Source organism: Roseivirga misakiensis (assembly GCF_001747105.1).
GTDB classification, from domain to species: Bacteria; Bacteroidota; Bacteroidia; order Cytophagales; family Cyclobacteriaceae; genus Roseivirga; species Roseivirga misakiensis.
In genome coordinates, this window is sequence record NZ_MDGQ01000005.1 from 2486488 (window position 1) to 2510803 (window position 24316).

Annotated in this window: 20 protein-coding genes; 7 read left to right on the forward strand and 13 right to left on the reverse strand. The window is 40.8% G+C overall.

The annotated features are described in order from the left end of the window. Positions 1–67: 67 nt before the first annotated feature. On the reverse strand, positions 68–922 hold the full coding sequence (locus BFP71_RS18515) for a hypothetical protein (protein WP_069836889.1): 855 nt from the start codon (positions 920–922) through the stop codon (positions 68–70). A gap of 97 nt (positions 923–1019) precedes the next feature. Here BFP71_RS18515 and BFP71_RS18520 point away from each other — a divergent pair, with 97 nt between their 5' ends. After that, entirely contained in the window at positions 1020–1646 is a 627-nt protein-coding gene (locus BFP71_RS18520; RefSeq protein ID WP_069836890.1) for a VOC family protein, read from the forward strand. 20 nt (positions 1647–1666) lie between these two features. Here the strand turns inward: BFP71_RS18520 and BFP71_RS18525 are convergent, their stop codons facing one another. The 4 genes from BFP71_RS18525 to BFP71_RS18540 all read right to left on the reverse strand — a co-directional run bounded on the left by BFP71_RS18525 (position 1667) and on the right by BFP71_RS18540 (position 5986). Further along, complete coding sequence (locus BFP71_RS18525; protein WP_141719806.1) at positions 1667–4351, reverse strand: ABC transporter permease; 2685 nt, start codon at positions 4349–4351, stop codon at positions 1667–1669. A gap of 10 nt (positions 4352–4361) precedes the next feature. After that, positions 4362–4694 carry a PadR family transcriptional regulator gene (locus tag BFP71_RS18530; protein ID WP_069836892.1) on the reverse strand — a complete coding sequence of 111 codons (333 nt, stop codon included), beginning with the start codon at positions 4692–4694 and terminating at the stop codon, positions 4362–4364. A gap of 117 nt (positions 4695–4811) precedes the next feature. Then, on the reverse strand, positions 4812–5579 hold the full coding sequence (locus BFP71_RS18535) for a DUF1295 domain-containing protein (protein WP_069836893.1): 768 nt from the start codon (positions 5577–5579) through the stop codon (positions 4812–4814). After that, on the reverse strand, positions 5576–5986 hold the full coding sequence (locus BFP71_RS18540; protein WP_069836894.1) for a DUF2177 family protein: 411 nt from the start codon (positions 5984–5986) through the stop codon (positions 5576–5578). Before BFP71_RS18540 ends, BFP71_RS18535 begins: the two co-directional genes overlap by 4 nt. A gap of 182 nt (positions 5987–6168) precedes the next feature. Here BFP71_RS18540 and BFP71_RS18545 point away from each other — a divergent pair, with 182 nt between their 5' ends. From BFP71_RS18545 to BFP71_RS18560, 4 genes are all read left to right on the forward strand, one after another. Next, positions 6169–7065, forward strand: coding sequence for a hypothetical protein (locus BFP71_RS18545; protein WP_069836895.1), 897 nt, complete (start codon positions 6169–6171; stop codon positions 7063–7065). A 35-nt stretch (positions 7066–7100) separates the two neighbouring features. Continuing rightward, a complete protein-coding gene (locus BFP71_RS18550) occupies positions 7101–8435 on the forward strand; it encodes a P-loop NTPase family protein (protein ID WP_069836896.1) in 1335 nt (444 codons plus the stop codon). 151 nt (positions 8436–8586) lie between these two features. After that, positions 8587–9282: a helix-turn-helix transcriptional regulator gene (locus BFP71_RS18555; RefSeq protein ID WP_069836897.1), complete on the forward strand. Its 696-nt coding sequence runs from the start codon at positions 8587–8589 to the stop codon at positions 9280–9282. Positions 9283–9341: 59 nt separating this feature from the next. Beyond that, positions 9342–9710, forward strand: coding sequence for a nuclear transport factor 2 family protein (locus tag BFP71_RS18560; protein ID WP_069836898.1), 369 nt, complete (start codon positions 9342–9344; stop codon positions 9708–9710). 137 nt (positions 9711–9847) lie between these two features. On the opposite strand, the gene BFP71_RS18565 is transcribed toward BFP71_RS18560, so the two are convergent. The 3 genes from BFP71_RS18565 to BFP71_RS18575 form a co-directional block, all read right to left on the reverse strand. Beyond that, a complete protein-coding gene (locus tag BFP71_RS18565) occupies positions 9848–12547 on the reverse strand; it encodes an FtsX-like permease family protein (RefSeq protein WP_069836899.1) in 2700 nt (899 codons plus the stop codon). 1 nt (position 12548) lies between these two features. Next, on the reverse strand, positions 12549–12893 hold the full coding sequence (locus BFP71_RS18570; RefSeq protein WP_069836900.1) for a PadR family transcriptional regulator: 345 nt from the start codon (positions 12891–12893) through the stop codon (positions 12549–12551). A 130-nt stretch (positions 12894–13023) separates the two neighbouring features. Continuing rightward, complete coding sequence (locus BFP71_RS18575) at positions 13024–16470, reverse strand: pyruvate carboxylase (protein WP_069836901.1); 3447 nt, start codon at positions 16468–16470, stop codon at positions 13024–13026. A 238-nt stretch (positions 16471–16708) separates the two neighbouring features. Here BFP71_RS18575 and BFP71_RS18580 point away from each other — a divergent pair, with 238 nt between their 5' ends. Continuing rightward, positions 16709–17212 (forward strand): GNAT family N-acetyltransferase, encoded by a 504-nt coding sequence (locus BFP71_RS18580; RefSeq protein ID WP_069836902.1) that lies wholly within the window; start codon positions 16709–16711, stop codon positions 17210–17212. A gap of 62 nt (positions 17213–17274) precedes the next feature. Here the strand turns inward: BFP71_RS18580 and BFP71_RS18585 are convergent, their stop codons facing one another. From BFP71_RS18585 to BFP71_RS18600, 4 genes are all read right to left on the reverse strand, one after another. Continuing rightward, positions 17275–18669: an alpha/beta hydrolase family protein gene (locus BFP71_RS18585; protein WP_069836903.1), complete on the reverse strand. Its 1395-nt coding sequence runs from the start codon at positions 18667–18669 to the stop codon at positions 17275–17277. Between the two features lie 137 nt (positions 18670–18806). Further along, positions 18807–19418: a hypothetical protein gene (locus tag BFP71_RS18590; RefSeq protein WP_069836904.1), complete on the reverse strand. Its 612-nt coding sequence runs from the start codon at positions 19416–19418 to the stop codon at positions 18807–18809. Position 19419: 1 nt separating this feature from the next. Then, positions 19420–19917: an RNA polymerase sigma factor gene (locus tag BFP71_RS18595; RefSeq protein ID WP_069836905.1), complete on the reverse strand. Its 498-nt coding sequence runs from the start codon at positions 19915–19917 to the stop codon at positions 19420–19422. Between the two features lie 112 nt (positions 19918–20029). Next, positions 20030–21181, reverse strand: a complete 1152-nt coding sequence (locus tag BFP71_RS18600) for an NAD(P)/FAD-dependent oxidoreductase (RefSeq protein ID WP_069836906.1) — start codon at positions 21179–21181, stop codon at positions 20030–20032. Positions 21182–21260: 79 nt separating this feature from the next. Here BFP71_RS18600 and treF point away from each other — a divergent pair, with 79 nt between their 5' ends. Further along, on the forward strand, positions 21261–22751 hold the full coding sequence (gene treF, locus BFP71_RS18605) for an alpha,alpha-trehalase TreF (RefSeq protein ID WP_069836907.1): 1491 nt from the start codon (positions 21261–21263) through the stop codon (positions 22749–22751). A gap of 7 nt (positions 22752–22758) precedes the next feature. On the opposite strand, the gene BFP71_RS18610 is transcribed toward treF, so the two are convergent. Beyond that, complete coding sequence (locus tag BFP71_RS18610) at positions 22759–24315, reverse strand: family 20 glycosylhydrolase (RefSeq protein WP_069836908.1); 1557 nt, start codon at positions 24313–24315, stop codon at positions 22759–22761. Between the last annotated feature and the right edge of the window lies 1 nt (position 24316).

Here is a 24316-nt window from a genome sequence, read left to right on the forward strand (position 1 = left end):
AGACTAAAATTGTAAGTAGCGCGGCCATGCAACCGCACTACTCTAATTTACAACACTCAACTTAAAACTAATCTCGACAGCCTTGTCTTTGATTTTCTAATTCCTCTTCACTATCAACAGTTACTACTGTGCCATCCTCCAAGGTAATCTGTACTGGGAAAACAAGATCTGGCTTAGTTTCGGCATCTGGGTTGGCCACATACCATGCTCTTATTAAGTGCCAATCTTCATTTGATCCTAATTCAATTTCGGAGTCATCGGCCATTATAAAGGTTATCGGGAAAACGAAGTCAAAACATCTACTATTTGATCGATCTACTTCACAAGCGCCTCTAGCTCTAAACAAATCCATGTTATTGTCTACCGTCACAGTCGAATCGCCGAACGTTATATCCAATGGAAAAATGAATTCTGGACGCGCTCTTTCGTCTGGATTTGCCTGATACCATTCTCTCACTTGGCCCCAATCATTACCATCTTCTATGGTCAATTCAGTTCCATCGGGTACAGTCAGGGAAACTGGAAATACAAAGTCAAAACAGTCCCTGGCTTGCCTTCTTCTCTGACGAAAACGTTCTCTTCTATCTGACCTTAGCTCTCTACCATTTAGATCAAAAAATGCGGATGATTGCTCTCCAACCCTTGCACCACTTTCACGCAGTAGCGTTACCGTAAAACCTAAATCCGGTGCCATTTCCGCACTAGCCACTATACTTTCGGAAAAATCCGAACTGATCACGGCTAATGAACTACTCGGTAAATCACTAGACTCAACAGGAATTCTGTTCGAAGCCGACTCTATCGCAACGATTAATGATTCGTCGTCTAAGCTTGGCTCAACACCATCTCCATTATCACACGAATACAATCCAATGGCCAAAACTGTTACCAACACCGATGATATTAATCTTAACTTTTTCATGCTGTTTTAATTTTATGATTATTTATTTACCCTTACACCGTGGAAGTTTGGAACTACCCTACCTTTCAATTCATTTTTTCTCAAAAACCCGATTAAAATGCAAAGAGCACTTGATCATATTGTGTATGCAGTTCAGGATTTGGACAAGGCTTGTGATGATTTTGAGAAGTTACTGGGCGTTCGACCTACTTTTGGTGGATATCATCCTACGCAGGGTACCAAAAACGCATTGATCGGTTTAGGCAATCATCAATACCTGGAATTAATAGCCATTGATCATGAGAACAAAAATGTAACATCAACTCGGTGGATGGGGGTCGATTTAATAGACCGACCACAGCTTACCAGATGGGCCATCAAATCGAATAACTTAAAAAAAGATGCTGGTATTCTACAGCAAGCCAATCCAGAATTGGGTAACATAAATGCTGGCAAAAGACATACTGCAGATGGTTCGCTTTTAGCATGGGAACTCCTAATGCCTCTCGCACACCCTACCGTAGAATTACTCCCATTTGCTATCAATTGGGGCGATAAAAATGTTCACCCCACAAATGCTCTCGACACACATTGTAAACTCTTAAATCTAGAAGGTTACCACCCCGCACCTGCGTCCATCAAGGATTTGATGCATCAATTAGGAGTTGATATGAAAGTCCATAAAGCCCAAACGATGGCTTTAAAGGCTAAGATTAAATGCCCCTTGGGAATTGTAGATATTTAGTTGTCGTGTGATTGAGATAATTATTCACTTCCTAGACTATTGATCGGGTTTGCCCGAGCTGCTTTCTGAACTTGAATTGCAATCGTGAAAAGCCCAATAAGAAGCACTATAAAGAAACCAGAAAGCGTCTCCATCATACTTATTGGCGCTCTATCCCAAAAACTATTTAAGACTTGACGCTCAACGATTTCTAACGTTATCGGAATTGCAATTAACGCTGCCAAAAGGATGAGCAGCACAAAGTTCTTAGATAATAATACTGCGAGATTGCCTATGCCTGCACCCAATACTTTCCGTATACTGATCTCTTTTTGGCGTGTTTCGGTATTAAAAATCACCATTCCAAGAAGGCCCAGTGTGGAAATACTTATCGCCATAATGGCCAAGAAGGAAATGATGGTATAAGTCCCTTTTTCTGCTTTATAGGTTTCCGCAATACTATCTTCATAGTAAGAGGCATTGAATGGGTGAATTTGATCATGTTTGGCATACACTTCCTCCAACTTCGTGAGCATACCCATGATATCATTACTGGCAATTTTCAAATTAAGCGCTTTGTAATCGGTGGCGCTATTGGTTTGAATAAAGACCATCGGCTCCAGAAATTTCTTAGTCAAACCAATGCTCACGGCATCTTTAAAGACGCCCCTTATCCTAATTTTCTCCCCATTATAAAGCACTTGTTGACCAAGTACTTCTTCAGGTGCACCAAGTCCGAGTTCTTTTAAAAAAGCTTCATTAACCAGTATATTATAAGCCGCTACATCACGCCCTAAAGGCTCGTAAAAGCTCTCCCCTGCCAGTATCTCAATATTATGCATAGGGATATACTTGTCGTCTATCTGGTTTAAAAGTGAAAGCGTTCTTGCACTTCTATCTTCAGAGAAAAACATCCCAGCAGTCAGTCCATCTCCCCCAACACCTAGCACCCATCCTGACTTAGAAATGGCTTCGACTTCCGATAATTTCGCATACTCATTGGCCAGTACATCTACATAATCACCTTGAATTTCAACGGTCAATATATCTTCCGTGTCATAGCCCAAGTCATAAGAAAGCGTATAGTTGTACTGATCGTTGATTAAAACAGCGCACATGATTAGTCCAATCGACATGGTGAATTGAAAAACAATCAGGATATTTTTTACACTTATTTTTCCTGGAAGTTTTGACTGGAGCGAATTCTTGAAAGCATTTATAGTCTGGATTTTAGAAAGAAAAAGTGCTGGTAAAATCCCAGCCAAAAGTCCGACTAAAATCGCCAAGAGAAAGAAATACAAAACCTGTTCAAAGCTTATAGCGAGCTCAAACATTTCAAACCCTCTAGCCGAAGGGTTGGGAAGCGATAGGAAAAAGGGCTTGATCAGTAGAAAAAGACCTATACCAATAATCAAAGCCATGCTTGATATGACAATGGCTTCCACTAGAAATTGACAAAATACCTGAAACCTTGAGGCGCCAATCACTTTTCTAACACCAACCTCTTTCGAACGTCTTAAAGCTCTAGCCAATGAAAGATTGGTATAATTGAAACATGCCGATAATAAAACAATAAGCGTTAAGGCCAGCATGATGAGCAATTTACGCTTGGCAAATGTAGGTCCCGCACTGTGATATGTATCACTTGTGATGAATGTGGACATACTTTGGAGGTTGTGTATGAGTGGATTGTCTTCCCTTTCAGTATTAAAGGCTTTTAGTGAATTGAACATGGCCTCTTCTACTTGCTGTGGCTTCACTCCCTCATTTAATACCAGATACACGTATAAATTACTGTTATAGCCAGGGTTAGTCTGGTGATCCAGACTACGTTCTATAATGGCCCTTTCTTTTGTTTTCAAAGAAATGAGCGCTTCAAATCGTAAATGAGAGTTCACAGGTGGGTCCGCCACTATACCAGACACAACTCCGTTTTTTAGGTCTGACTCAGCCGTTGCTCCGTTTTGCAAGTATCCGCTCATTTCGGCGGTTAGCAACTGGCCCATTGGATCTTGGTCTCCGAACAGTTTGTAAGCCACTGATTCTGTTAAAACAACTTGATTAGGTAATGAAAGGACAGTGTTTGGGTTTCCCTTGATCAGGTCAAAAGAAAACAGGTTGAAAAAAGTAGAACCGGCGTAATAGCAATCCACAGGAACCGCTTTATCCTCAGTACCAATATCCAGTTTAGTAAAAGTGTTGGTCATCACTAAAACTTCACCGACACCACTAACTTCTTGGGCTAATTGGTCTGCAATGAAATAAGACCCTGTGGCCTGTTTTACAACTGCTCCGCGATTTCCTCTAACTTCTGTAGATGTAACCCGATAGATGTTATCTCTATTCTCATGAAAATCATCAAAAGAGTAAATTTCGCCTAGAAACAACATCATGAGCACCACTAGCGATAGGCTCATGGCCAACCCGAGGATGTTAATTCCTGAAAAAGCCTTATTCTTCAGCAGGCTTCTGACCGAGGTTTTAAAATAGTTTTTGAACATACCGTATTGATTGAGTTTTTGACTACCGTCGATATTTTTAAGTGCCCAAGGCTGGAGGAAATTGAAGACATGGAACCAATAAAAGAGTTTTCGTTTCCAGGCAGGTTTTGAGGCTAATTCCTCCTTGTATTCCGCCAAGTCGCCCAAGATTTCCTCTATATATTCTTTGCGGCAAAGCAGTTTTAATAGCCTGTGCGATAGCTTATTTGACTTTAGCGTTTTCAAAACCTTCCTTTTACTGATTACCCAATGAAAACTCTGGAATCTGAGTCCACAGACTGACTTTTAATTCTTGACTTTTTTGAAGGGCCTTTTTGCCCGAAGCCGTCACCGTAAAAATCCTTTTACGCCTTCCCCCTCTAACTTCGGTAGCATCACTCATATCGGATTCAACAAACCCCTTTTTCTCTAAGCGATTTACCGTTCCATGAACCGCCCCAATGGTTACTGTTCTATTGGCTTGATCTTTCAATGCTTTTCTAATGGCAAAACCGTAAGCCTCTTCTTTCAGCATGACAACCAAGAGTAAAATCAACTCTTCAAGCTCTCCTAGATGCTCCTTTTCCATTTATATGTTCTATTTAATAGAACTAATGTACGGAAGAAGTTTTAATATGTTATACTTTATAGAACATATAGACATAGAAAAAATCAAAAAAGGCTCATTTTAGCGATAAGACCTAGATTATTTGATCGATAATTTTGGAAAAACAGGAGGAGTTTTCTCTTTGTACTTCTGAAATGCCTCGTTTTTGGCATAGCGTCGCTCGAGCATCGGCACCCCAGAGACAAAAAGTAATAGGTAGGTAATTAACATGGGACTGGCTAATCCGATCCATCCGTAGGGCATTGGTAAAACAATGGCAGCTATACCCCACCACATTAAGATTTCGCCGAAATAATTAGGGTGTCGTGAATACTTCCAAAGTCCTGTTTGGAGTACTTGTTCTTTATCGGTTCGGATTTTCTTGAATTTGCTTAATTGGCGATCTCCCACCACTTGCCAGTAAAAGCCAATCACCCAAAGCACAGTGCCCAAACCAGAAATAAAAGTCAATTCGGCATTGGTGGATTGGGCGGTTAACACGATCGGGATACTTACGATCATTAAAAGGGCCACTTGTAGGATATAGACTTGTAAATAGGACCTCCAATAGAAGTTACTCCCCCACGCATTTCGCCATTGATTGTACCTAAAATCCTCTTTCTTTTTACTATTTCTTAAGCCGATATATAAACTCAATCTACCGCCCCATAATCCAACCAAAACATAGACAAGTAGGCTGAGATCGGATTGATAGCCATTTAAAAAGAGAAAAACACAGATTCCAACGTATCCCATACCCCAAGCCACATCGGCAATATCATTTCGCTTGGTGAGCAATGATACAATAAACCAAAAGTTGGCATAAGCCAGTCCAAGTAAAAGAATATTGGTCACCAGATTGGTCATGCCATTAACCAATTGGTGATATAAAAGCCTGCTGTACTGACCGATGCTGTGAGGACAGCGCCCCAAATAATATCGATGAATACAATTTTAATAGGCCAGCCTCTGAGGGTAGCGAGGTTGGTTAAATCATATGTAGCATAGGTGAAAAAACCGAAAAGACCACCATTTAGCATTGCCGCCTCCAGTGAGGCCTCCTCCACCGATGGCACTATGGCAAAGTAGAAAATACCGACTATAAAGAGTAAGTAGAACACAATAGCGGCAGCCCAATTCACCTTTGGTGCCAAAAGTTTTCTGAGGTGTTTGTTGTATAAATTTTTGGCAATAATGCCCAACCATAGTATATCGATCGCAAAAAATACGACGGTTGTTAGAAGGTAGGATTTGACTAAAAGTGCAAAAGACATAACTGTAATACCTAAGGTAACTCCCTGATTATGGGATTGTTCAAAAACAATTGATCAATTGTTTGAGATAAGACAACCTATAATCGCCACATGTCAAAATGGCTATTTATGGGGATGGCATTTTTAGAAAGAGAAGATGTACTTACTAAGCAGTATACCTGAGAATTTATCAAAGGATTAAGATGATAGAAAAATCTAATAGCCTCCAATTCCATTACATTTTTCAAGATGACTCTCATTCTATTGATTCTATAACAAGGAATGAATGTGAAAAAGAAATTCTAAACCTTTTTAATGAGGTTTCAATTACCTTGGGTTTGAATATTGATATTCAAACCCTGCCTCCAGCCGAGGGAGGTTTTAAAGAGTTTTGGAAATTACTTGGTCAAAATTCGGCTCAACTGACACTGGTGATCAGTGTTACTGCAATTATTTTAACAAGGTTTCCAGCAGAAAACCAAGAATTGACCGAATTACAGATTGAAAACCTTAGATTAGATAATGACATCAAAAGAAAAGAACTGGCAAAACTCAACTTGGAGTTCATTCCTGATGACGAAGGTTTAAGTGATGAATTATTGAAGGGTTCAGTTGAGCTGGTCAAAAAAAACTATAAAGTAGCTTGGAGGAAGTCAAACTTATTCAAAAAATTGATCGGTTATTCAAAAATCGACTCTATCGAAGTACAAAGACAACATGACTTTCTACCTGTAGGACCTTCACGAAAAATCTCTAAAAGAAGATTTCCTAACTTTGTTTTGCAGTCAGATGATTTGCCTAACCTTGAAGGCATAATTGGTTCCATAGACGTAATTTCTCCAGCTATCAAACCAGGTAAATTTCGATGGAAAGGATTTTATGACAAAGATATCATCACTTTCGAAATGGGGCATAAAGCATTCAAAGCTCACGTTCTAAGAGGTGATGTACACTTTTCAAATACTTTCTCTATTGAAGTCGAAATGACCCAAGTAAGAAGGATTGATTCAGATGGAAATATCAAAGTAACAAACACGATAGTAAACCGAGTCATTGCAACTATTGAGAATGGAATTAGAGTTGAGTTCCAAAATGATTGATTGGCAATAGAATTATTCTAAACCGCCTATAAAAGATGAAAAAATACGATATCAACGAAATATTCACGCCCTCTTCCCCAGCCACACACACATTTGTAGATAGACCCGCTATCAACAATTTATTAGTCGATGCAATTCGAACCAGAGGAAAACAACTAATCATTTATGGACATTCTGGAACTGGGAAAACTACATTGCTTTTTAATAAACTAAATCAGACATATGATGACTATATAATCACGAGGTGCACTTCTGACTTATCTTTTAACCAGCTCGTAAGTAATGCCTTTGATCAACTAGGCACGTTCTTCATTAGTAAAAAGACGAATCACTTATCCTCAAGTATCAACTCTTCATTATCAACAGATTACCAATTAATTAAAGGCTCATTAGGTTATTCTAAATCAAAAAATAAGTTCGAAGAATTTCAGCCTATTATTGCACCTCAACTCACTCCGCAAAAACTGGCTGCATTCTTTGGCTCATCGAATTCATGTTGGGTTATAGACGACTTCCATAAAATGGAAGAGGATGAAAAAAAGAAACTAGCTCAATATATGAAGGTTTTTATGGATGAATCGGTCAACTATCCATATGTAAAAATAGTGGCCATTGGGGCAGTTGGTACCGCGAAAGAAGTACTAAAACTTGACAATGAATTGAACAATAGAGTTTCTGAAATTCAAGTTCATTTCATGTCGAGGGACGAACTAAAAGAGATCATTGCCAAAGGTGAGTCTAGACTCAATATCTCCATTACAGAGAACGTCAAAGATGAAATAGTCAAATTCTCAACTGGATTACCAGCTGTTACACATCAATTATCCTATAATTTGTGTACAAGTAAAGACCTTTACGAAACATCAGAAGCTCACTTGACATTTAATAATGATGATTTCCGTGAAGCTTTGGCTAATTATATTATTACCAACTCAGGTTACTTACATGATCGTTATGAAAAAGCTATTGATGAACCATCGGAATACCACCTTCCACTATGTTATCATATTCTCAGAAGCTTCATTATTTCAGAAAAACACAACTTATCACTTAATGATGTTCACTCTTATTTCAAAAAACATAAACACCCTCAACAAAAAGCTCTATTAGAATATTTGTTACAACAATTGACTCATGATAAGAGAGGTAATGCACTAAATTACGATATACCAAGTCAGACTTGGTTTATCTCAGACCCATTTTTTCGAGTCTACGGTATATGCGCAATGAAATTAGCTCAACAGGACCTCCAAGCCCAACTAGACCTATTCAATAAAGAGTCAATTGAAAAGTCAAAAAAAAAGGTCAAAGAAGAACAAAGAGATATGATAAAAGTTGCATTAAAGTCTGGTTTTGATTTTGAATTTTAACAAGACCTAGCAAGGGTTGTATGGTAGTTATCATATTGTTCCGTCTAATCAATAACAACAGTTACAATCAGTTAATAAAACATCATTAACAAGCCCACCAACCCCTGACATAATATGTCATATTTTGTGTGTAAGTTGTCGCACAAGAATAATGAATCACCTTTCTAGACTTTTATCCATACTGACCATTCTCAAATCCAAGCGGGTGGTGACGGGCAATGAATTAGCCAAGAAGTTTGAGGTTAGCCTTAGAACTATTTACCGCGATATTAAGAAGCTCGAAGAATCTGGTGTGCCTGTTATCACTATCGAGGGAAGGGGCTACTCCATTATGGATGGATATATGGTGGCCCCGATCATGTTCGATGAAATGGAGGTAAATGCTCTAATTACAGCTGAGCAATTAATCGCCAAGACCAATGACGATTCGCTCATTCAACACTTTGAGAAGACGCTACAGAAAATCAAGTCCGTTTTTAAAAGTAGTCTTCAGACAAAGGGGGAAATGCTGGAAAGCAAAATGCGCGTTTTCAAAAACGATCCTGATCCGACTAGAACTTCCTCACTCTCCCATGTGCAAATGGCAATCATCAATTTTAAGATGATTGAAATGACTTATCAGGCCAAAGGCAAAGAAACCACTTGGCGAAAAATAGAACCATTGGCTATCTATAGTTTTAATGAAAAATGGATCGTATTGGGTTGGTGCCATCTAAGAGAAGATTACCGTGCTTTTCGGCTCGATCGAATTCAGAACTTTCGGATTTTGGACGAAGTCTTTCAAGACAGACATTTTGATCTCGCCCAATATTTTGTAAGATGTTCAGAAATTGATTACAACCCCTGACATATTATGTCACAATGACTTTTTAATTTTACTATATAATCAAACAAAAATCATCAATCATGACAACACAAGAAATTGCAGAAAAATGGGCAGCCTACTGCCGAACTGGTCAAATGGACAAAGCACTACAGGAACTTTACAGTCAGGACTGTGTGAGTCTTGAAATGGAAGGCGCACAAGGTTTCCCGCAAAGAGTAGAAGGCATGAAAGCCATCCTGGAAAAAGGAAAAATCTGGGAAAGTATGGTCGAAGAGTTCCACGGATTGGAAATTGATGGGCCAATTGTCGCTGGAAACCACTTTACAGCTACCATGAAAATGGACATCACCATGAAAGGTCGCCCGAGAGGAATTGACGAAGAAATCGCCTTATACAGAGTTGAGAATGGTAAAATTGTCTCAGAGCAGTTTTTCTACGCTATCGACTAAAGCATATTTGCCCAAATGATTTCCAATTCATTTGGGCATACGCTATTTCTCTGAAAGGAGGAATTCAATCTTACGGAATCCTTCTTTTAACTCTTCTACCTTCCCTAAGCGATCAAGCGGTTTCCCCGCATCGCAGACTATTCATAACGTAATGCTGTCACCGGATTTGCATTGGCCGCACGAAGCGAATGATAGGAAATAGCTCCTATCGTAAAGAGCAGGCATACTAAAAAGGTGAAGCCGATCGGTATTGCCGTCAATTTTGTGTGCAGGGTAAAATCAGCGAGCCATTTACTCGATAGGTAATAACCAACTGGACCAGCTATGGCAAAGGCTATCAGCAAAAGGATTAGAAACTGCTTCGAAAGTAAGGCCATGATAGTCTCAACTCTAGCACCACTAACCTTCCTAATCGCGATTTCCTTCTTGCGGACTTCTGTCGTAAACGATATCAGGCCGACAACACCCAAAACCGTGATGAAAACAGTGATCAAATTAAGGACAGCAAGTAATTCCTGAAAGGTTTCCTCTTTTGCATAAAGCATATTTAAACGATCTTCTATCACCTGAAATTCGAAAAACTGATTGGGGAAATGTCGTTCCCAGAGCTTTCCAAGTTGTGGGGCAAAGGCTTCTGGCTTTTCTAGATTTATGTTAACCAAAATCCTCATTTCTGGTATCGTACGATCGTCCAAGAATATGATTAACGGACTAACTTCTTCAAAAGCATCGCCGGATTTAAAATCACTGACCACACCAATAACATTCCACTCGTTCGTAACTGCCCCTTGCCGATCTCTTGAAAGGTATTTAACCTTAAGCGGAGTATCATTCCATCCATATTGGTCCATCGCTGCTTGATTGATTAAAACACCTTTTTCAGAGGATTTAAGCTCATTAAAATCTTCGCCAGCTAAAAACTGAGCCCCCAAAGACTCCACAAAACCATATCCAACACTGATAGCTGCAAGATTTGCATTGACTTCTTCGCCCGTTGGGCTTTTCATCAGATAACTCCCAACACCATAATTAGAGGTCAAATCAAAAGTGGTCTTTGTTGCTCCTCGTACCTCGGGGAATTCATTGAGCTCACTTAAAAAAGCATCTACTGATTGAAGCGCCGCCTGCTCGTTCGGTAGTGTTAATTCTAAAATATTAGACTTATCGAATCCTACTTCTCGCTGTTTTGCAAACCGAACTTGCTGGCCGATGACAAAAATCCAAATCATAAGGCTTCCAGCGATCGCATATTGGATAACGATCAATCCTTTTCGGAGCCAACCTCCTCTTCCTACGCCAACACTACCTGGTTTTAAGGCAGTCAAGGGCTTAAAGCGGGAGATATACAAGCTTGGGTAGAGACCAGCAAAAAAACCCATGAGCAGACTTAGCGCTAAAACCCAAATGACATTCGTTTGGGTGAAAAGTCGCCAAACGTTCATTTCTAAGCCAGTAATCTGCGAAAAATATGGCAGCAACAATGCAGAGATGATCAATGCTACTAAACCTGCCACAAATGTGAGCAAGATGGACTCCGACAGAAATTTAAAAACCAAACTACCTCTTGAAGAACCCAGTGTTTTGCGAATGCCCACTTCGTTCGCACGTTCCATGGCGGTCGCCGTTGATAGATTAATGTAATTAATGCAGGCCATTACCAATAAAAATACCATGATGGTGCTGAGGATATTTAGATTCTTTTGGCTGCCATGTGGATAAGGTTCGCCCAAATATTCATCGGCCAGATAAATCTCTGTCAATGGTTGTAAGTGTAGCTTGACGGTGGCCGTTGGACTAATCCTTTGACGTAAAACTTCTGCCAAATATTTGTCGCTAAAAGCGGGCAGCTTACTCGATAGTACCTCAACATCGTTCTGTTCATTTAACAAAACGTACGTATATGATTTCCTTAACCAGTTGATTAATTCTCGCTCGTCAAAATAGGTACTATAAGAAATCAAGGCTTTCATCGGCAAGTGCGTTTTGTTACCTAAATCCTTTATTACCGCCGTAATTTTCACGTCTGTTGGCGGCATCACCCCAGAATAAACCAGCGTCTCTCCCACTACATCAGTTCTTCCAAAAAACTGCATTGCCAAAGACTCCGTCAAAACAACGGTATTGGGCTCAACTAAAGCCGTTTCTTGATTACCCGATAGCACCTGTGCGCTAAACACCTTAAAAAAGTCAGGGTCGGTCACAAAAAAATCTGTGGATTCAATGGATACATCCCCCTTTGAAAAGGTGTTTGTGGCACCAATTCGTCTTAGTCTCGTTTTTTCTATCACCTCTGGGAAATCGGACTTCATAGTAGGGCCAACTGGCTGCCCGATATCTGCTTGTGGTATATGCAAGCCATCATGTTTGACATCGAAAATGACACGGTAAATACGATCTGCGTTTCGATAGTGCCGATCGTAGCCACTTTCATTTTGTACATAGATCCAAATGAGTAAGGAAAAAGAAATACTGACCGCCAACCCCATGATATTCATCAAAGCATATGACTTTCTCTTTTTCATATGCCGAAGGGCCACCTTGAAATTTGTGGGTAGTCTAGCTACAAAACTGGTAGGTCTCTCCCATGGTGGCTGACTGTTTTTACCCTTCGACTTGGCTTTATAAAATTCATTGGCGAGTTCTCTGGAAGAAGACAAGGTTTTCTCTGTTGCCTTTTCGAAAGCAGACTTTTCATCAAGCCCTTCTTCTAAAAGTGCATCAATCCGATCCCATAGATTGGCTTCTAATTCTTCAATATCACCTGGTTCAAACCCTTGTTCTGACCTCAGTCGACTGGCCCAATGCTTTACCTGTTGTTTTAAATCGAAACCTTTCATATTAGCCCAAATCAAGTGTTAAATTACCTTTCCAGAGCCTGTTAAATGCCATATTTACATTGTTCCATTGCGCCTTGGCCATCTCTCGTTCTTCCTTACCGCTTTCTGTAATGCTGTAATATTTTCGCTTACGACCGTTATCCAAAACAATCCACTCAGATGCAATCAAGCCATCCTTCTCCATGCGATGGAGTACGGGATAAAGCATAGCATCCGTCCACTCCAGTTCTCCATTGGAGAGTTGTTCGATGTTTTTAATGATTTGATAGCCATAACTCTTTCCATAGGATAAAATGGAGAGTACAAGGGGCTTTGTAGAAGCAGCGACCAGTGTTTTATATGCCATAGTTTTTATACATAATGTTATTAGGTAAATATACATAACGACATTAGGTATAAAAAGTTCTAACGCTTTTTCTCTAGTCCGCTGACTAGGGCATAAAGCGTTAAAATTAAGCGGAGGCTTTAAGTGCTGGTTATTCTAACTCGACAACCAAATCGTCTTGTTCTACCATTGCTCCTGCCGCCAAATAAACCTTCTTGACAGTTCCTGCCATCGGTGAAGAAACAGTTGTTTCCATTTTCATGGCTTCTATCACAAAGAGCGCTTGATTGTCTTTGATTACATCTCCAGCTTTTACCTTCACTTCGGCCAAACGTCCTTGAAGCGGCAACCCAACTTCATGATCAGCCTCAGCTTTTTGGTTCGTGACTTTGGTGACGTTAAAGGCCTGATCTTTCACCTTAATCACCCGACTTTGGCCATTTAGGGCAAAATGAACTTTGCGAAGTCCTTCTTCATCAGGTTCCCCGATATACACCATTTTTACAATGATATGCTTACCCCGACCGATCTCTACAAAGACCTCCTCATCTTCTTTTAGTGCATAGAAAAATGCTTTAGTCGGTAACTGCAATACCTCACCGTACTTCTGCCAGTGCTGGTAAAAATCCTTGAATACCTTAGGGTAAAGCTTGTAAGACAGAAAGTCAAGCTCATCGCAATACTGATCAAATTCTTTCTGAAAAGCAGCAAATTCCTTGTCGAAATCTACTGGTTCCATATGGGCATTTGGCCTATCGGTAAATGGCTTTTCTCCTTTTAGGATAATCTCTGATAGTTTTTGTGGAAAGCCACCTGGAGCTTGGCCTAACTCCCCTTTAAAGAGACTTTTTACAGACTCAGGAAATGAAAGCGTATCACCTCTTTCCAGCACATCTTCGGGCGTCAAACCATTCGACGTCATGTAAATTGCCATATCCCCTACTACCTTGCTCGATGGCGTCACTTTCACGATATCGCCAAACATGTGATTCACCAAAGCATAGTTTTTCTTCACCTCTTCAAACTGATCTTCTAAGCCCAAGGCGGCTGCTTGGGGTCTTAAGTTCGAATATTGTCCCCCTGGAATTTCATGATCATATACCTCGGCCGTACCTGCTTTTAAACCGCTTTCAAATGGATAATAGTATTCTCTGACATCTTCCCAGTAATTGGAATACTTATTCAAACAAGCGACATCAATTTTTGGGTCACGCACATGGCCATCTAAAGCAGCAGCCAAGGCATTAAAGTTCGGTTGAGATGTAAGCCCAGACATTGAAGCAATAGCGACATCAACAATATCTACCCCAGCCTCTATGGCTTTAAAGTAAGTGGTAGCCTGCATAGAAGATGTATCATGCGTATGCAAATGAATTGGCAAATCAGTTGTCTGCTTGAGTGCCCCAATAAGTTCTGTGGCTGCATCCGGTTTTAATAAACCTGCCATGTCTTTAATCGCCAAAATATGTGCCCCAGCATCTTCCAACGCTTTAGCCATATCCACATAATACTGAAGATTATACTTGGTGTCTTTATCCAATACATGACCTGTATAACAGATACAGGCCTCAGCCAGTGAATTCGTTTTCTCTCTTACCGTTCGGATACTAACTTTCATCGCTTCCACCCAATTCAGTGAATCGAAAATCCTGAAAACGTCCATGCCGTTTTCTGCACTTTTCTCAATCACCTTTTCGATAAGGTTGTCGGGGTATGCCTTGTAACCTACGCCATTAGAACCACGGAAAAGCATTTGCAGCAGGATATTCGGAACGGCTTCTCTGATCTTCTTGAGCCTATCCCATGGATTCTCATTTAGGAAGCGCATGGTCACATCAAAAGTGGCACCTCCCCACATTTCCATGGAAAATACGTTCGGGTGGTTTTTAGCAAAGCCCTCCGTTACCTTGAGCATATCGAGTGTTCGCATTCTTGTGGCGAGCAAGGACTGATGGGCATCTCTTAAGGTGGTATCGGTAAAAAGGATTTGAGGTTGGTCCTTAATCCACTGAACCAAGGCATCTGGGCCACCATTTTCAAGGATTTGTTTGGTTCCCGAAGGGTAATCTCCTAATCGATCGAATTCTGGCACTTTCGGCACTCTGAACTTCGCCGATGGGTCAACTTTTTTAACGTTGGGGTTTCCATTTACAGCTACCTCACCCAAATAATTAAGCAGACGAGTTGCACGGTTCATATACCGTGGCATACTGAATAGTTCAGGGTGACTTTCAATGAATTTGACGGTCGCTTCTCCTTTGTAAAAGGTTGGGTGTCTTAATACATTTTCTAGAAAGCCTTTATTGGTTACGACACCCCGAATTCTGAATTCAGACAGGGCACGTTCCAACCGTTGCGCTGCACCAGTAAGCGTACGGCCTGATGCCGTAATTTTCACCAACATTGAATCGAAAAACGGCGATATGGTTACTCCTGCATAACAGTTACCAGCGTCTAACCGAATACCAAACCCTCCCGGCGATCGGTAGGCGATGATAGTTCCATAATCTGGTTTAAAACCATTGGCAGGATCTTCCGTCGTGATTCTACACTGTATGGCATAACCATTAATCTGAACGTCTTCTTGGCTTCTGATAAAGATTCTGGGATCATTTAACGGATAACCTTGTGCAATTTCTATCTGTGACCGAACGATATCAATCCCCGTAATTTCTTCGGTAATGGTATGTTCCACCTGAACCCTAGGATTTACCTCTATAAAGTAAATATTCTCGGCTGCGTCTACTAGGAATTCAACTGTTCCGACATTATTGTAATTAACCTCTTTGGTGATTTTGAGGGCATATTCATAGAGTTTTTGTCGTGTTTCTGGTTTCAACCCGATTGATGGGGCAACTTCCACTACTTTCTGATAGCGTCGCTGCACTGAACAATCGCGTTCATACAAGTGCACCAAGTTGCCATAGTTATCACCCATTATCTGCACTTCAATGTGCTTAGGGCTATCAATAAATTTTTCTATAAAAATGGTATCGTCGCCAAATGCTTTTAGTGCTTCGCTGGCTGCCTCATTGAATGCTTTCACCAATTCACCTTCTTCTCTCACCACGCGCATTCCTCGGCCACCTCCACCAGAAGCAGCTTTTACCATCACAGGAAAGCCAATTTTTTTGGCTTCCTCTAGGGCAATCTCACCATTGATTAATTCCCTTTCGCTGTCCTGAATAATTGGTATTTCGGCATTAATCGCCACAATCTTGGCTTGCACTTTATCACCAAGCTTCTCCATTACTTCAGGAGCTGGCCCCACAAAGGTGATCCCCTCTTCTCGGCACCGTCTGGCAAAAGTGACGTTTTCTGATAGGAAACCGTACCCTGGATGTATGGCATCAACACCTTCCCTTTTCGCAACGGTCAAAATTTCTTCCACGTCCAAATAGGGCTTAAGTGGTGCATCATCGGTGCCGATTTGATAGGCTTCATCCGCTTTGTATCGGTGAAGCGAGTAGCGGTCCTCGTAGGTGTACATGGCAACGGTCCTAATCTTCATTTCGGATGCTGCTCTTAGAATTCGAATAGCGATTTCTCCTCTGTTGGCTACTAAAAGTTTGGTGATTTTCTTGATCGTGGGCTCCATGTATTTAAGCTAAAAAATGATGAGTGCTTTTATAATGCTAAACTAACATTTATGCAGACCTGTCCTAGCAGATGCTCATTCTTGAATGCAACTGATTGAAAATAAATGACGCATGGGTTGAAACTGACATAAAAGCGATCGTTTTCTACACAATTGTCGGTCAATGTTCTGATTGATATGCTCTACTCCACTATTTTTACAACGTCCATTAAACATCTGAATTAGGCACAGTAGGAAAATGAGCTCTTTCTCGATTAAAATAGAATCCGTTCAATATTCGGAGGCAGAAGTACTCCGATCTTTTGGTGAGACAACATTTCGAGAGACTTTTCAAGACCAAAATGACCCACAAAACCTAGCAGATTACTTGAAGTCTAGTTTCACCTTAGAGAAAATTCAGTCTCAACTCCAAAACCCAAATACCACTTTCTACTTTTCCAGACTTGATGGAGAAATCACGGGCTACCTGAAACTAAACCTGACGAACGAGGATGTTGAAATAGAGCGTATTTATGTAAAGCATGAGTTTCAAGGGCGTAAGATTGGAAAAGCACTTTATGCTAAAGCTTTAGGAATCGCCAAAGAGCGATCGGCAAAACGGCTCTGGCTTGGTGTTTGGCAAGAGAATAAAAAAGCCATTGACTTTTATAAACGCCAAGGCATGGAGATTTTCGATGTGCGTACTTTCCAACTCGGGAACGAACCTCAAGATGATTACCTTATGCGAATTGAGTTAACCTGATTATCAATCTTTCTATGTAAAAAAGGAGGCACTCAATCGATCTAAGTACCTCCTTTCTGTTTTTACTTCACACGTTCCAAAATCCAACTTGAAATCATAGTCAAAGCCTTTGGCGAAATGGTTTCTTCTATATCGTCATACTCGCTCATTGCCCCAGTCTCGGCCTCTTGAAAAAAATGATTCATTCCTTCCAAAGCGACCACTTGAAAATCTTGATTGCCTCCTTTTTCCAGAGCTTCGCGAATACCTCTTTGGTTTACTTCTGCCAGCACTTGCTGATCCTTAGTTCCGTTGAGTGAGAGTACTGGGCAACTTACTTTTTCGAGAGCATCGGCAGGATTGTAATGATAAAAGTAACGAATCCACTTTGTGGTTCTCATTTCCACCAAACCTTTTACTATTTGCTCTTTTTGTGGGCTCTCTCCAGCCATGGCGTTGAAAAAAGGTGAGTTATTGTAGAATGCCGTAAGCTCTTTCTGAATCTGATCTACTTCCCCTTTAGCCGAAGCAATATCCAAGGCGTCGGTAATAAACTTATCGAATGCTTCTTCATCTGGTACTGGACCTCCTCTTAAAGTTCTGGCCTGAATTCTAGAAGTCTCGTATCCCGAAACCCCAGTACCCGCTAACAAGACTATAAAGTTGACGTCGTTGGATTTAGAGGCAACCAATGGCGCTATGATTCCTCCTTCGCTATGACCTATGAGGCCAATCTGGTTGGGATCAATATCGTCTCTCGTTTTTAAATATTCGATCGCACTTTCCACATCGGTTGCAAAATCAGCCGTAGTGGCCTCGGTAAAAGTACCGGTTGACTCATTTACGCCTCTATCATCATAGCGTAGTACAGCGATGCCCAATTTGGTCAAATGATCGGCTAGGACAAGAAACGGTTTATGCCCAAATATCTCTTCGTCTCTATTCTGCGGACCACTGCCTGTGATTAAAATTACCGCTGGGTATTTGCTTCCTTCGCTCGGTAAGGTCAAAGTTCCGGCCAATTTAACATCATCCTTTTCATTATAGAATTTCACTTCTTCCGCCTTGTAAGGATATGGTTTGATTGGCTCTTGGGGACGGGCCTTTTTTCTCGCAATTTCAATTTTCTCCTGTTGCAAGTTTAATGGCACCTGATTTGGTCCTTCGATCATGTGCCCGTTCATTTGTTTGGTGGCACTGTCGTAAACGCCTTTGTATTCGAACCCAAAGTTCTTTCCATCAATGTGCAGCTGGTTATTCGAAAATGTTGTTTTTTGAGTTTTTATTCCCTTCAGGCTCCTAATCGGAATATCCATAGTGGTTTGAAGTCCATCTGCACTTTTATTGACATGGAAAATGAATTGCATTTTCTGTTCTCCTGAACCTAATTCTCCATACCAATCTCCTGTTATTTGTTGTGCGCTTAAACCGATGGCGGTCATCAGTGCTAGCGCTAATAATATCAATGCTCTTGTCATCTTATTTTGGTTTTATTTTACTTTAAAAATTGGCCATACGTTTCCCGTAGGATATTCCTATCCAAAGTGTATTTGCTCTAAAACTTTAGGTATTGTTTTTTGGGTAGCGGCTTTGAAGGTCCGCTAATCGAAAGCGTTTAAATCATGTTATCGATCGGTGATTCAGGCTCTTCATTTTCCATGTTCACTAATTTTTCACGCATGGCCCTGAGGTCCCTCTTTTGCGAAGCATAAAATGTTCTATGCTCCCATCTCGCCGCTATATAAGTGACAAAAAAGAAAACTGCTACTAAGGCTAGCACCCACCAAGGCGTACCTGACTCTAGTAGTGCTGTCATAGATAATACAACCACACTAAGCAGGTAAAAACGACTTGTTTTAGAGAATTTGACTTGATAATCGGCGGTTGCGATTGCGTTGTCTAAATCTCCCAAAATACTCTCATCGAAGTTGTCCTGCGTCTTTAACCGCTTATTTCTTCTATGGATAATATACCCTGCCGATACTAACATCACTATGGCCATGAGTATACCTGAAACACTCACTTTATTCTTAATGATTGTTGGTACGATGATCATTGCGCTGGCTATGAAATTAGCCGCAATAAATATCTTCTCAGTTAAGTCAGCGGTTCTACGCGCTTTCTGCTTTTTGTTAATTACTCTATTGTGTAGCGCAGTTTCATCTATTGCATACATGGCTTGACCATTCTGCGCATCCCATATCTTTTTCATTTCTTCAAACTCCATCTTATGATACTTTTTCTGATTGTTGGGTCAAGTGCTTTTTAATCCGGTTTATTCTAACACCGACATAACTTTCTGAAATTCCCACGATCTTGGCCATCTCCTTATAACTGAATCCATCCAGCAATAAGAGGCATAAAGATCTATCTACGTTGTCCAGTCGGGCAATTTGCTCATAGAGCCAGCCAAGTCTTTCATCCTTAAACTCTGATTGTTCGGTCAGAATGTGTGCTTTGGCTATGTCTTCTCTCCCTTCTTGGTACTTGCGTTCTTTACTGCTCCATTTTATAGCAGTGTTCAAGGCAATGCGGTACATCCAGGTGGAAACTGCGCAGTCGTTCCTGAATTTTGGGACAGATCGCCAAACTTGAACAGCAATCTCTTGAAAGAGATCTTCTTGATCTTCAAGGTTGGCTCCATAGGCTCGGACTACTTTAAAAAGTATGCCCTTGTGCTTTTGCAACCAGTCATTAAAGACTTCGTTTTGTTGTTGTTCTTTCATTTAGCGAATTGTCAATAAGTTAGTACTTAGCCATTCACTATTTCTTACAGCATGTAGAAGTTTTTTTGAAAAAATAAATCAATCCGCTGACAATCAATAGATTACACCCCAACTAATTTACTTCGTATTGACTTTTTCTAGGGCAGCTATCGGCAAATCTTTGGAGGGAAAAGGCGGTTGGTATCGGTTTACCTTCTAGCAAATGATCTGAAATCAATCGACCTATGGCAGGTCCCATTTTAAAACCATGGCCCGATGAACCTGCCAACATCATTGCATTTTTTGTTCCCGGTATACCGTCGATGATAAAGTCTCCATCTTGAGCGTTTTCATAGACACAGGTGTGATGTTTTAACACGTTGGCCTTGGCAAGTGCTGGAAATCGGTTAGCCAAAATCTTTCGCATTTGCCTTAAAATTTCTTCGGTGATTCCTCTATCATCCTTAGTTGGGTCTAGTGCCCAAGTTCTTTCATCATAGGCAAATTTGAACCCTTCTTGAAAGTGATCGGGTATGCCGTAATACATCTGATCGGCACCTCTAAATTCTAACCAAATTGGAAGTGCTGCATATTGGGATGGCGCCTCAAAGTAGTAGACTTCTTGTCGAGAAATATGGATATGTGCCTTTATGGCTGGAACAAGTTGAGATAGCCACGGTCCACAAGCGAGAACGGTATAGTCCGCGGACAACTCCTCTCCAGAATCAAGTATTACACCATTTACTCGACCTTCTGCTTTAGAAAGGGCAATTACATTTGCTTGAAGATACCTACCGCCAAGTTGCTCGAATTTACCTTTGACAACACCACATGCTCGATTTGCTTCTAGATATCCCGCCTCCCGCTCAATAAAGGCGCTAGTGATATCTGAAAAATTTATCTCTGGATACTTTTCTACCAATCCAGTTATCGGAACTTGATTTAGGGAATAGCCTTTGGCCTTCATTAAAGGAACCGATAGATCGGCATAAGTGGCGGGAATACCTCGAAAAAGCCACAAGGCTTCCTTTTGATGAAATAGACTTTCATTCCATCTTTCATCATAATCTTTCCAAAGTTTTAAAGACTCTTCGGTTAAGTTGGTGTAGTCGTTATTACCGCCATAAGCTAAACGAATGATTCTACTTTTACCTCCACTACCTGCCCATGCATTTCCAGGTCCATTCTTATCGATCAAGGTAACATGACAACCCGATTTTTGTAAATGATAAGCTGCCCAGCCACCCCAAGCACCAGCACCTACTACGATAATTCGTTTTGACATATTCCTTTTCCTTGCTCAATGAATTTATACAATCTATCCATTAACTTAAAGGCACGAGCAGTTCATTTAATTTAAGCCCATGGGAAAACTCTTACATCTGGAAAATGACTTACAGGAATTATTCGTCGATTTACATGCCTCTGGCCTTTGGGCTGATGGAAAGGAAATTTCTGATGCCATAACCTTTACGGCTCCAGAAGAAATTCTTGCAAAGTACAGATCAGAAAATGATAAGGAGGGTTTTGATATCAAAGCATTTTTCGAGCGTTATTTCAGTAAGGCACCCACCAGAGAAATAGACTATAAAAGTGATACCACGGCTCCCGTAGAAGATCATATTCAAAAGCTTTGGGAAGTTCTCTCTCGAACACCAGAGGCTTCGGATTTTCATTCTTCCCTTGTACAATTACCACACCCCTACATAGTACCAGGTGGCAGGTTCAACGAAATATATTATTGGGACAGTTATTTCACCATGTTGGGTTTGGCTGTGAGTGGAAAGGTAGATATGATAGAAGCGATGGTTAAGAACTTCGCTTATATGATCGATGAGTTCGGTTTTATCCCAAATGGTAATAGAAGTTATTACCTAGGCCGATCGCAACCTCCTTTTTTCGCCCCTATGGTGGCCTTATTGGCCGAAGAGAAAGGCGACGAAGTGCTAGCCACTTTTCTACCTGCCTTAATTAAAGAACACGATTTTTGGATGGCTGGTGCCGACCAAGTCACTGATGGAAAACCGGCCTTTAAACGAGTTGTTCGCATGCCTGATAGCAGCCTGCTAAATAGGCATTTCGACAATATTCCCAATCCAAGAGCTGAAATGTTTTCTGATGATGTTGAGTTGATCGAATCTAAAGGAGATGCTGGTAAAAAGACATTGCTGGATATTAGAGCTGCCTGTGAATCTGGGTGGGATTTTAGCTCTCGTTGGTGCGAAAAACCAGAAAGTCTCGCGACTATCCGGACTACTGATTTGGTGCAAGTTGACTTGAATTGCCTACTATACTATTTGGAAAAACTCATTGCCAAAGCAAGTGACAATTCAAATCAACGCGGTCACTATTCTAAAATGGCAGATGATCGGAAGCAGGCTATTCTAAAGTATTTCTGGAATAGTACGACCTCCTATTTTCATGATTTTAATTGGGTTGAAGGTCACCAGACCGCGTCAATTAACGCCGCTGCCTCCTACCCTCTTTTCTTTGAAATTTGCGACCAAGATCAAGCGGTAGCTGTAGCCAGTATAATGGAAAAGGAACTGTTAATGGATGGTGGCTTATTAACTACCAATTTTGAGTCGGGCCAACAGTGGGATGCACCTAATGGCTGGGCACCGCTGCAATGGATGGCCATAAAAGGTCTTCGTAATTATGGACAAAATGATCTGGCTGATCAGATTAAGAAGAACTGGGTAGCCTTGAATACAAAGGTTTTTCAAAACACTGGCAAGATGATGGAAAAATACAATGTAGTTGACACCAACTTACTTAGTGGTGGCGGTGAATACCCTGTTCAAGATGGTTTCGGTTGGACGAATGGGGTGCTCTTAAAGCTACTATCCGAATAGCCTTAGATTACTTGTTCGGTCGATCATCCACATAGTCATACCCGTGAAGCTTATCGTCTTGCTCGGTGATACCGCTCAATTTAGATAGCACTTGATCTGTTGCTTCCAGTTTGGTCATAAATACATCAAACGCTTGCCTCTGATCATGACTCCAAATGCGTTCCATCATTACTGGCAGTCTCTTTCTCAAGCTCCTAAACTCTGAGGCTTGCGGTTGCTCCCATGCACACATTTGAGCTCCGACTATTTGGTTTGTTCTCTCTAATTGGATCGGTACGAAGGAAGGTGCCCGAGGGAACCAGTTTTCCCAACGCCAAACATTCCAATTGTAGATTGTTTCTGGTGCGAATTTCTTTCTGTTAACAACATAGAGTGGTTTCCAAGAGGTGTTCACCACAGTGTAGCCGTCTCTGACCAGCTCATTCGGTAAATAGCGATTGGTTTCAAATTCATAGACTATGATATCTTTCGGAATCTCGACTTCTCCGTCGGTTCTGAAGCCTTCCCAAACTGCCATTTGTTTACCATGCTTTTTGACGATATCGTTCATTCTAACTAGAAAGTGTCGATATAATTCGTGAACATCTTCTCCAAGGTTATTAGCCTTCATATAGGACTGAACATCAGGGTCGCTTTCCACTTTATGAAATATGGCTTCGTCTCCACCGATATGGAAGTAAGGCGTTGCCTTAAAAACGGGGATTAGCTCACCAATAATCTCATCCAGTGCCGTATAAACCTCTTCTTTACCCATATTAATTGTCCAAGGGTTTTCCTTGATGTCTTTTAGCGCAAATAATTCAGGATAAGCCTTCACAATAGCACTCGCATGACCTGGTATGTCAATTTCTGGTATGATTGTAATACCTCTTTTCTGAGAATATCGCTCCAATTCTTCTAAATCTTCAAATGTATAATGGCGATCAGGGGTTGAAAGATTCGGATATTTCTTCGAAGGCAAGGTGTATGATTGGTAATCAGTAAAGTGTAGATGGACATAGTTCGACTTGTAGAATGACGCCATATCAATTAAGCTCTTTAGATTTTCTACCGTGTGCCAGTTTCTGGCCAAATCGATCATTAAGCCTCTGTATTCTGAATCAGGTGTATCTTCTATGGTCATTACCGGAAATGCCAATTGACCTTCATCATCACTAGCGATTTGTAAAAGCGTAGATCGTGCCATGGCCAATGCAGCATAACTACCTCCACTAACTTTGACTGTCTCAGATATCTCGATTTTATAGGTCTCAGGTGCTATTGAATCGTCTAGCGAAAAAACAATATCTGCTGAACTTCCTGCTGATTCGGCCATGGCTAAGGAATGACCAGAAACGGAAGCCAACTCTTCGACAAAAAGCTCAATTAAGGGTTTCAGTGCGTCGTCTGATGCAAAGACTTCGCTAGCATTTGAAAACCTGACCACCTGATTTACAGGAGTAAATGATTGTGGCATTGGTACGGCATTCAATTCATATTCTCCTTCAATGTTGTGCAATGAGGTGGTCTTATCACATGAAAAAATTGCGAATACAAGTACGACGAGTAAAAATAAGTTTCTCATT

What these genes read in the sequence shown, in the direction of transcription:
- BFP71_RS18515 (WP_069836889.1), bottom strand. Translation starts at nt 922, where the DNA reads ATGAAAAAGTTAAGATTAATATCATCGGTGTTGGTAACAGTTTTGGCC.
- BFP71_RS18520 (WP_069836890.1), top strand. Translation starts at nt 1,020, where the DNA reads ATGCAAAGAGCACTTGATCATATTGTGTATGCAGTTCAGGATTTGGAC.
- BFP71_RS18530 (WP_069836892.1), bottom strand. Translation starts at nt 4,694, where the DNA reads ATGGAAAAGGAGCATCTAGGAGAGCTTGAAGAGTTGATTTTACTCTTG.
- BFP71_RS18535 (WP_069836893.1), bottom strand. Translation starts at nt 5,579, where the DNA reads ATGACCAATCTGGTGACCAATATTCTTTTACTTGGACTGGCTTATGCC.
- BFP71_RS18540 (WP_069836894.1), bottom strand. Translation starts at nt 5,986, where the DNA reads ATGTCTTTTGCACTTTTAGTCAAATCCTACCTTCTAACAACCGTCGTA.
- BFP71_RS18545 (WP_069836895.1), top strand. Translation starts at nt 6,169, where the DNA reads ATGATAGAAAAATCTAATAGCCTCCAATTCCATTACATTTTTCAAGAT.
- BFP71_RS18550 (WP_069836896.1), top strand. Translation starts at nt 7,101, where the DNA reads ATGAAAAAATACGATATCAACGAAATATTCACGCCCTCTTCCCCAGCC.
- BFP71_RS18555 (WP_069836897.1), top strand. Translation starts at nt 8,587, where the DNA reads ATGAATCACCTTTCTAGACTTTTATCCATACTGACCATTCTCAAATCC.
- BFP71_RS18560 (WP_069836898.1), top strand. Translation starts at nt 9,342, where the DNA reads ATGACAACACAAGAAATTGCAGAAAAATGGGCAGCCTACTGCCGAACT.
- BFP71_RS18565 (WP_069836899.1), bottom strand. Translation starts at nt 12,547, where the DNA reads ATGAAAGGTTTCGATTTAAAACAACAGGTAAAGCATTGGGCCAGTCGA.
- BFP71_RS18570 (WP_069836900.1), bottom strand. Translation starts at nt 12,893, where the DNA reads ATGGCATATAAAACACTGGTCGCTGCTTCTACAAAGCCCCTTGTACTC.
- BFP71_RS18575 (WP_069836901.1), bottom strand. Translation starts at nt 16,470, where the DNA reads ATGGAGCCCACGATCAAGAAAATCACCAAACTTTTAGTAGCCAACAGA.
- BFP71_RS18580 (WP_069836902.1), top strand. Translation starts at nt 16,709, where the DNA reads ATGAGCTCTTTCTCGATTAAAATAGAATCCGTTCAATATTCGGAGGCA.
- BFP71_RS18585 (WP_069836903.1), bottom strand. Translation starts at nt 18,669, where the DNA reads ATGACAAGAGCATTGATATTATTAGCGCTAGCACTGATGACCGCCATC.
- BFP71_RS18590 (WP_069836904.1), bottom strand. Translation starts at nt 19,418, where the DNA reads ATGGAGTTTGAAGAAATGAAAAAGATATGGGATGCGCAGAATGGTCAA.
- BFP71_RS18595 (WP_069836905.1), bottom strand. Translation starts at nt 19,917, where the DNA reads ATGAAAGAACAACAACAAAACGAAGTCTTTAATGACTGGTTGCAAAAG.
- BFP71_RS18600 (WP_069836906.1), bottom strand. Translation starts at nt 21,181, where the DNA reads ATGTCAAAACGAATTATCGTAGTAGGTGCTGGTGCTTGGGGTGGCTGG.
- treF (WP_069836907.1), top strand. Translation starts at nt 21,261, where the DNA reads ATGGGAAAACTCTTACATCTGGAAAATGACTTACAGGAATTATTCGTC.
- BFP71_RS18610 (WP_069836908.1), bottom strand. Translation starts at nt 24,315, where the DNA reads ATGAGAAACTTATTTTTACTCGTCGTACTTGTATTCGCAATTTTTTCA.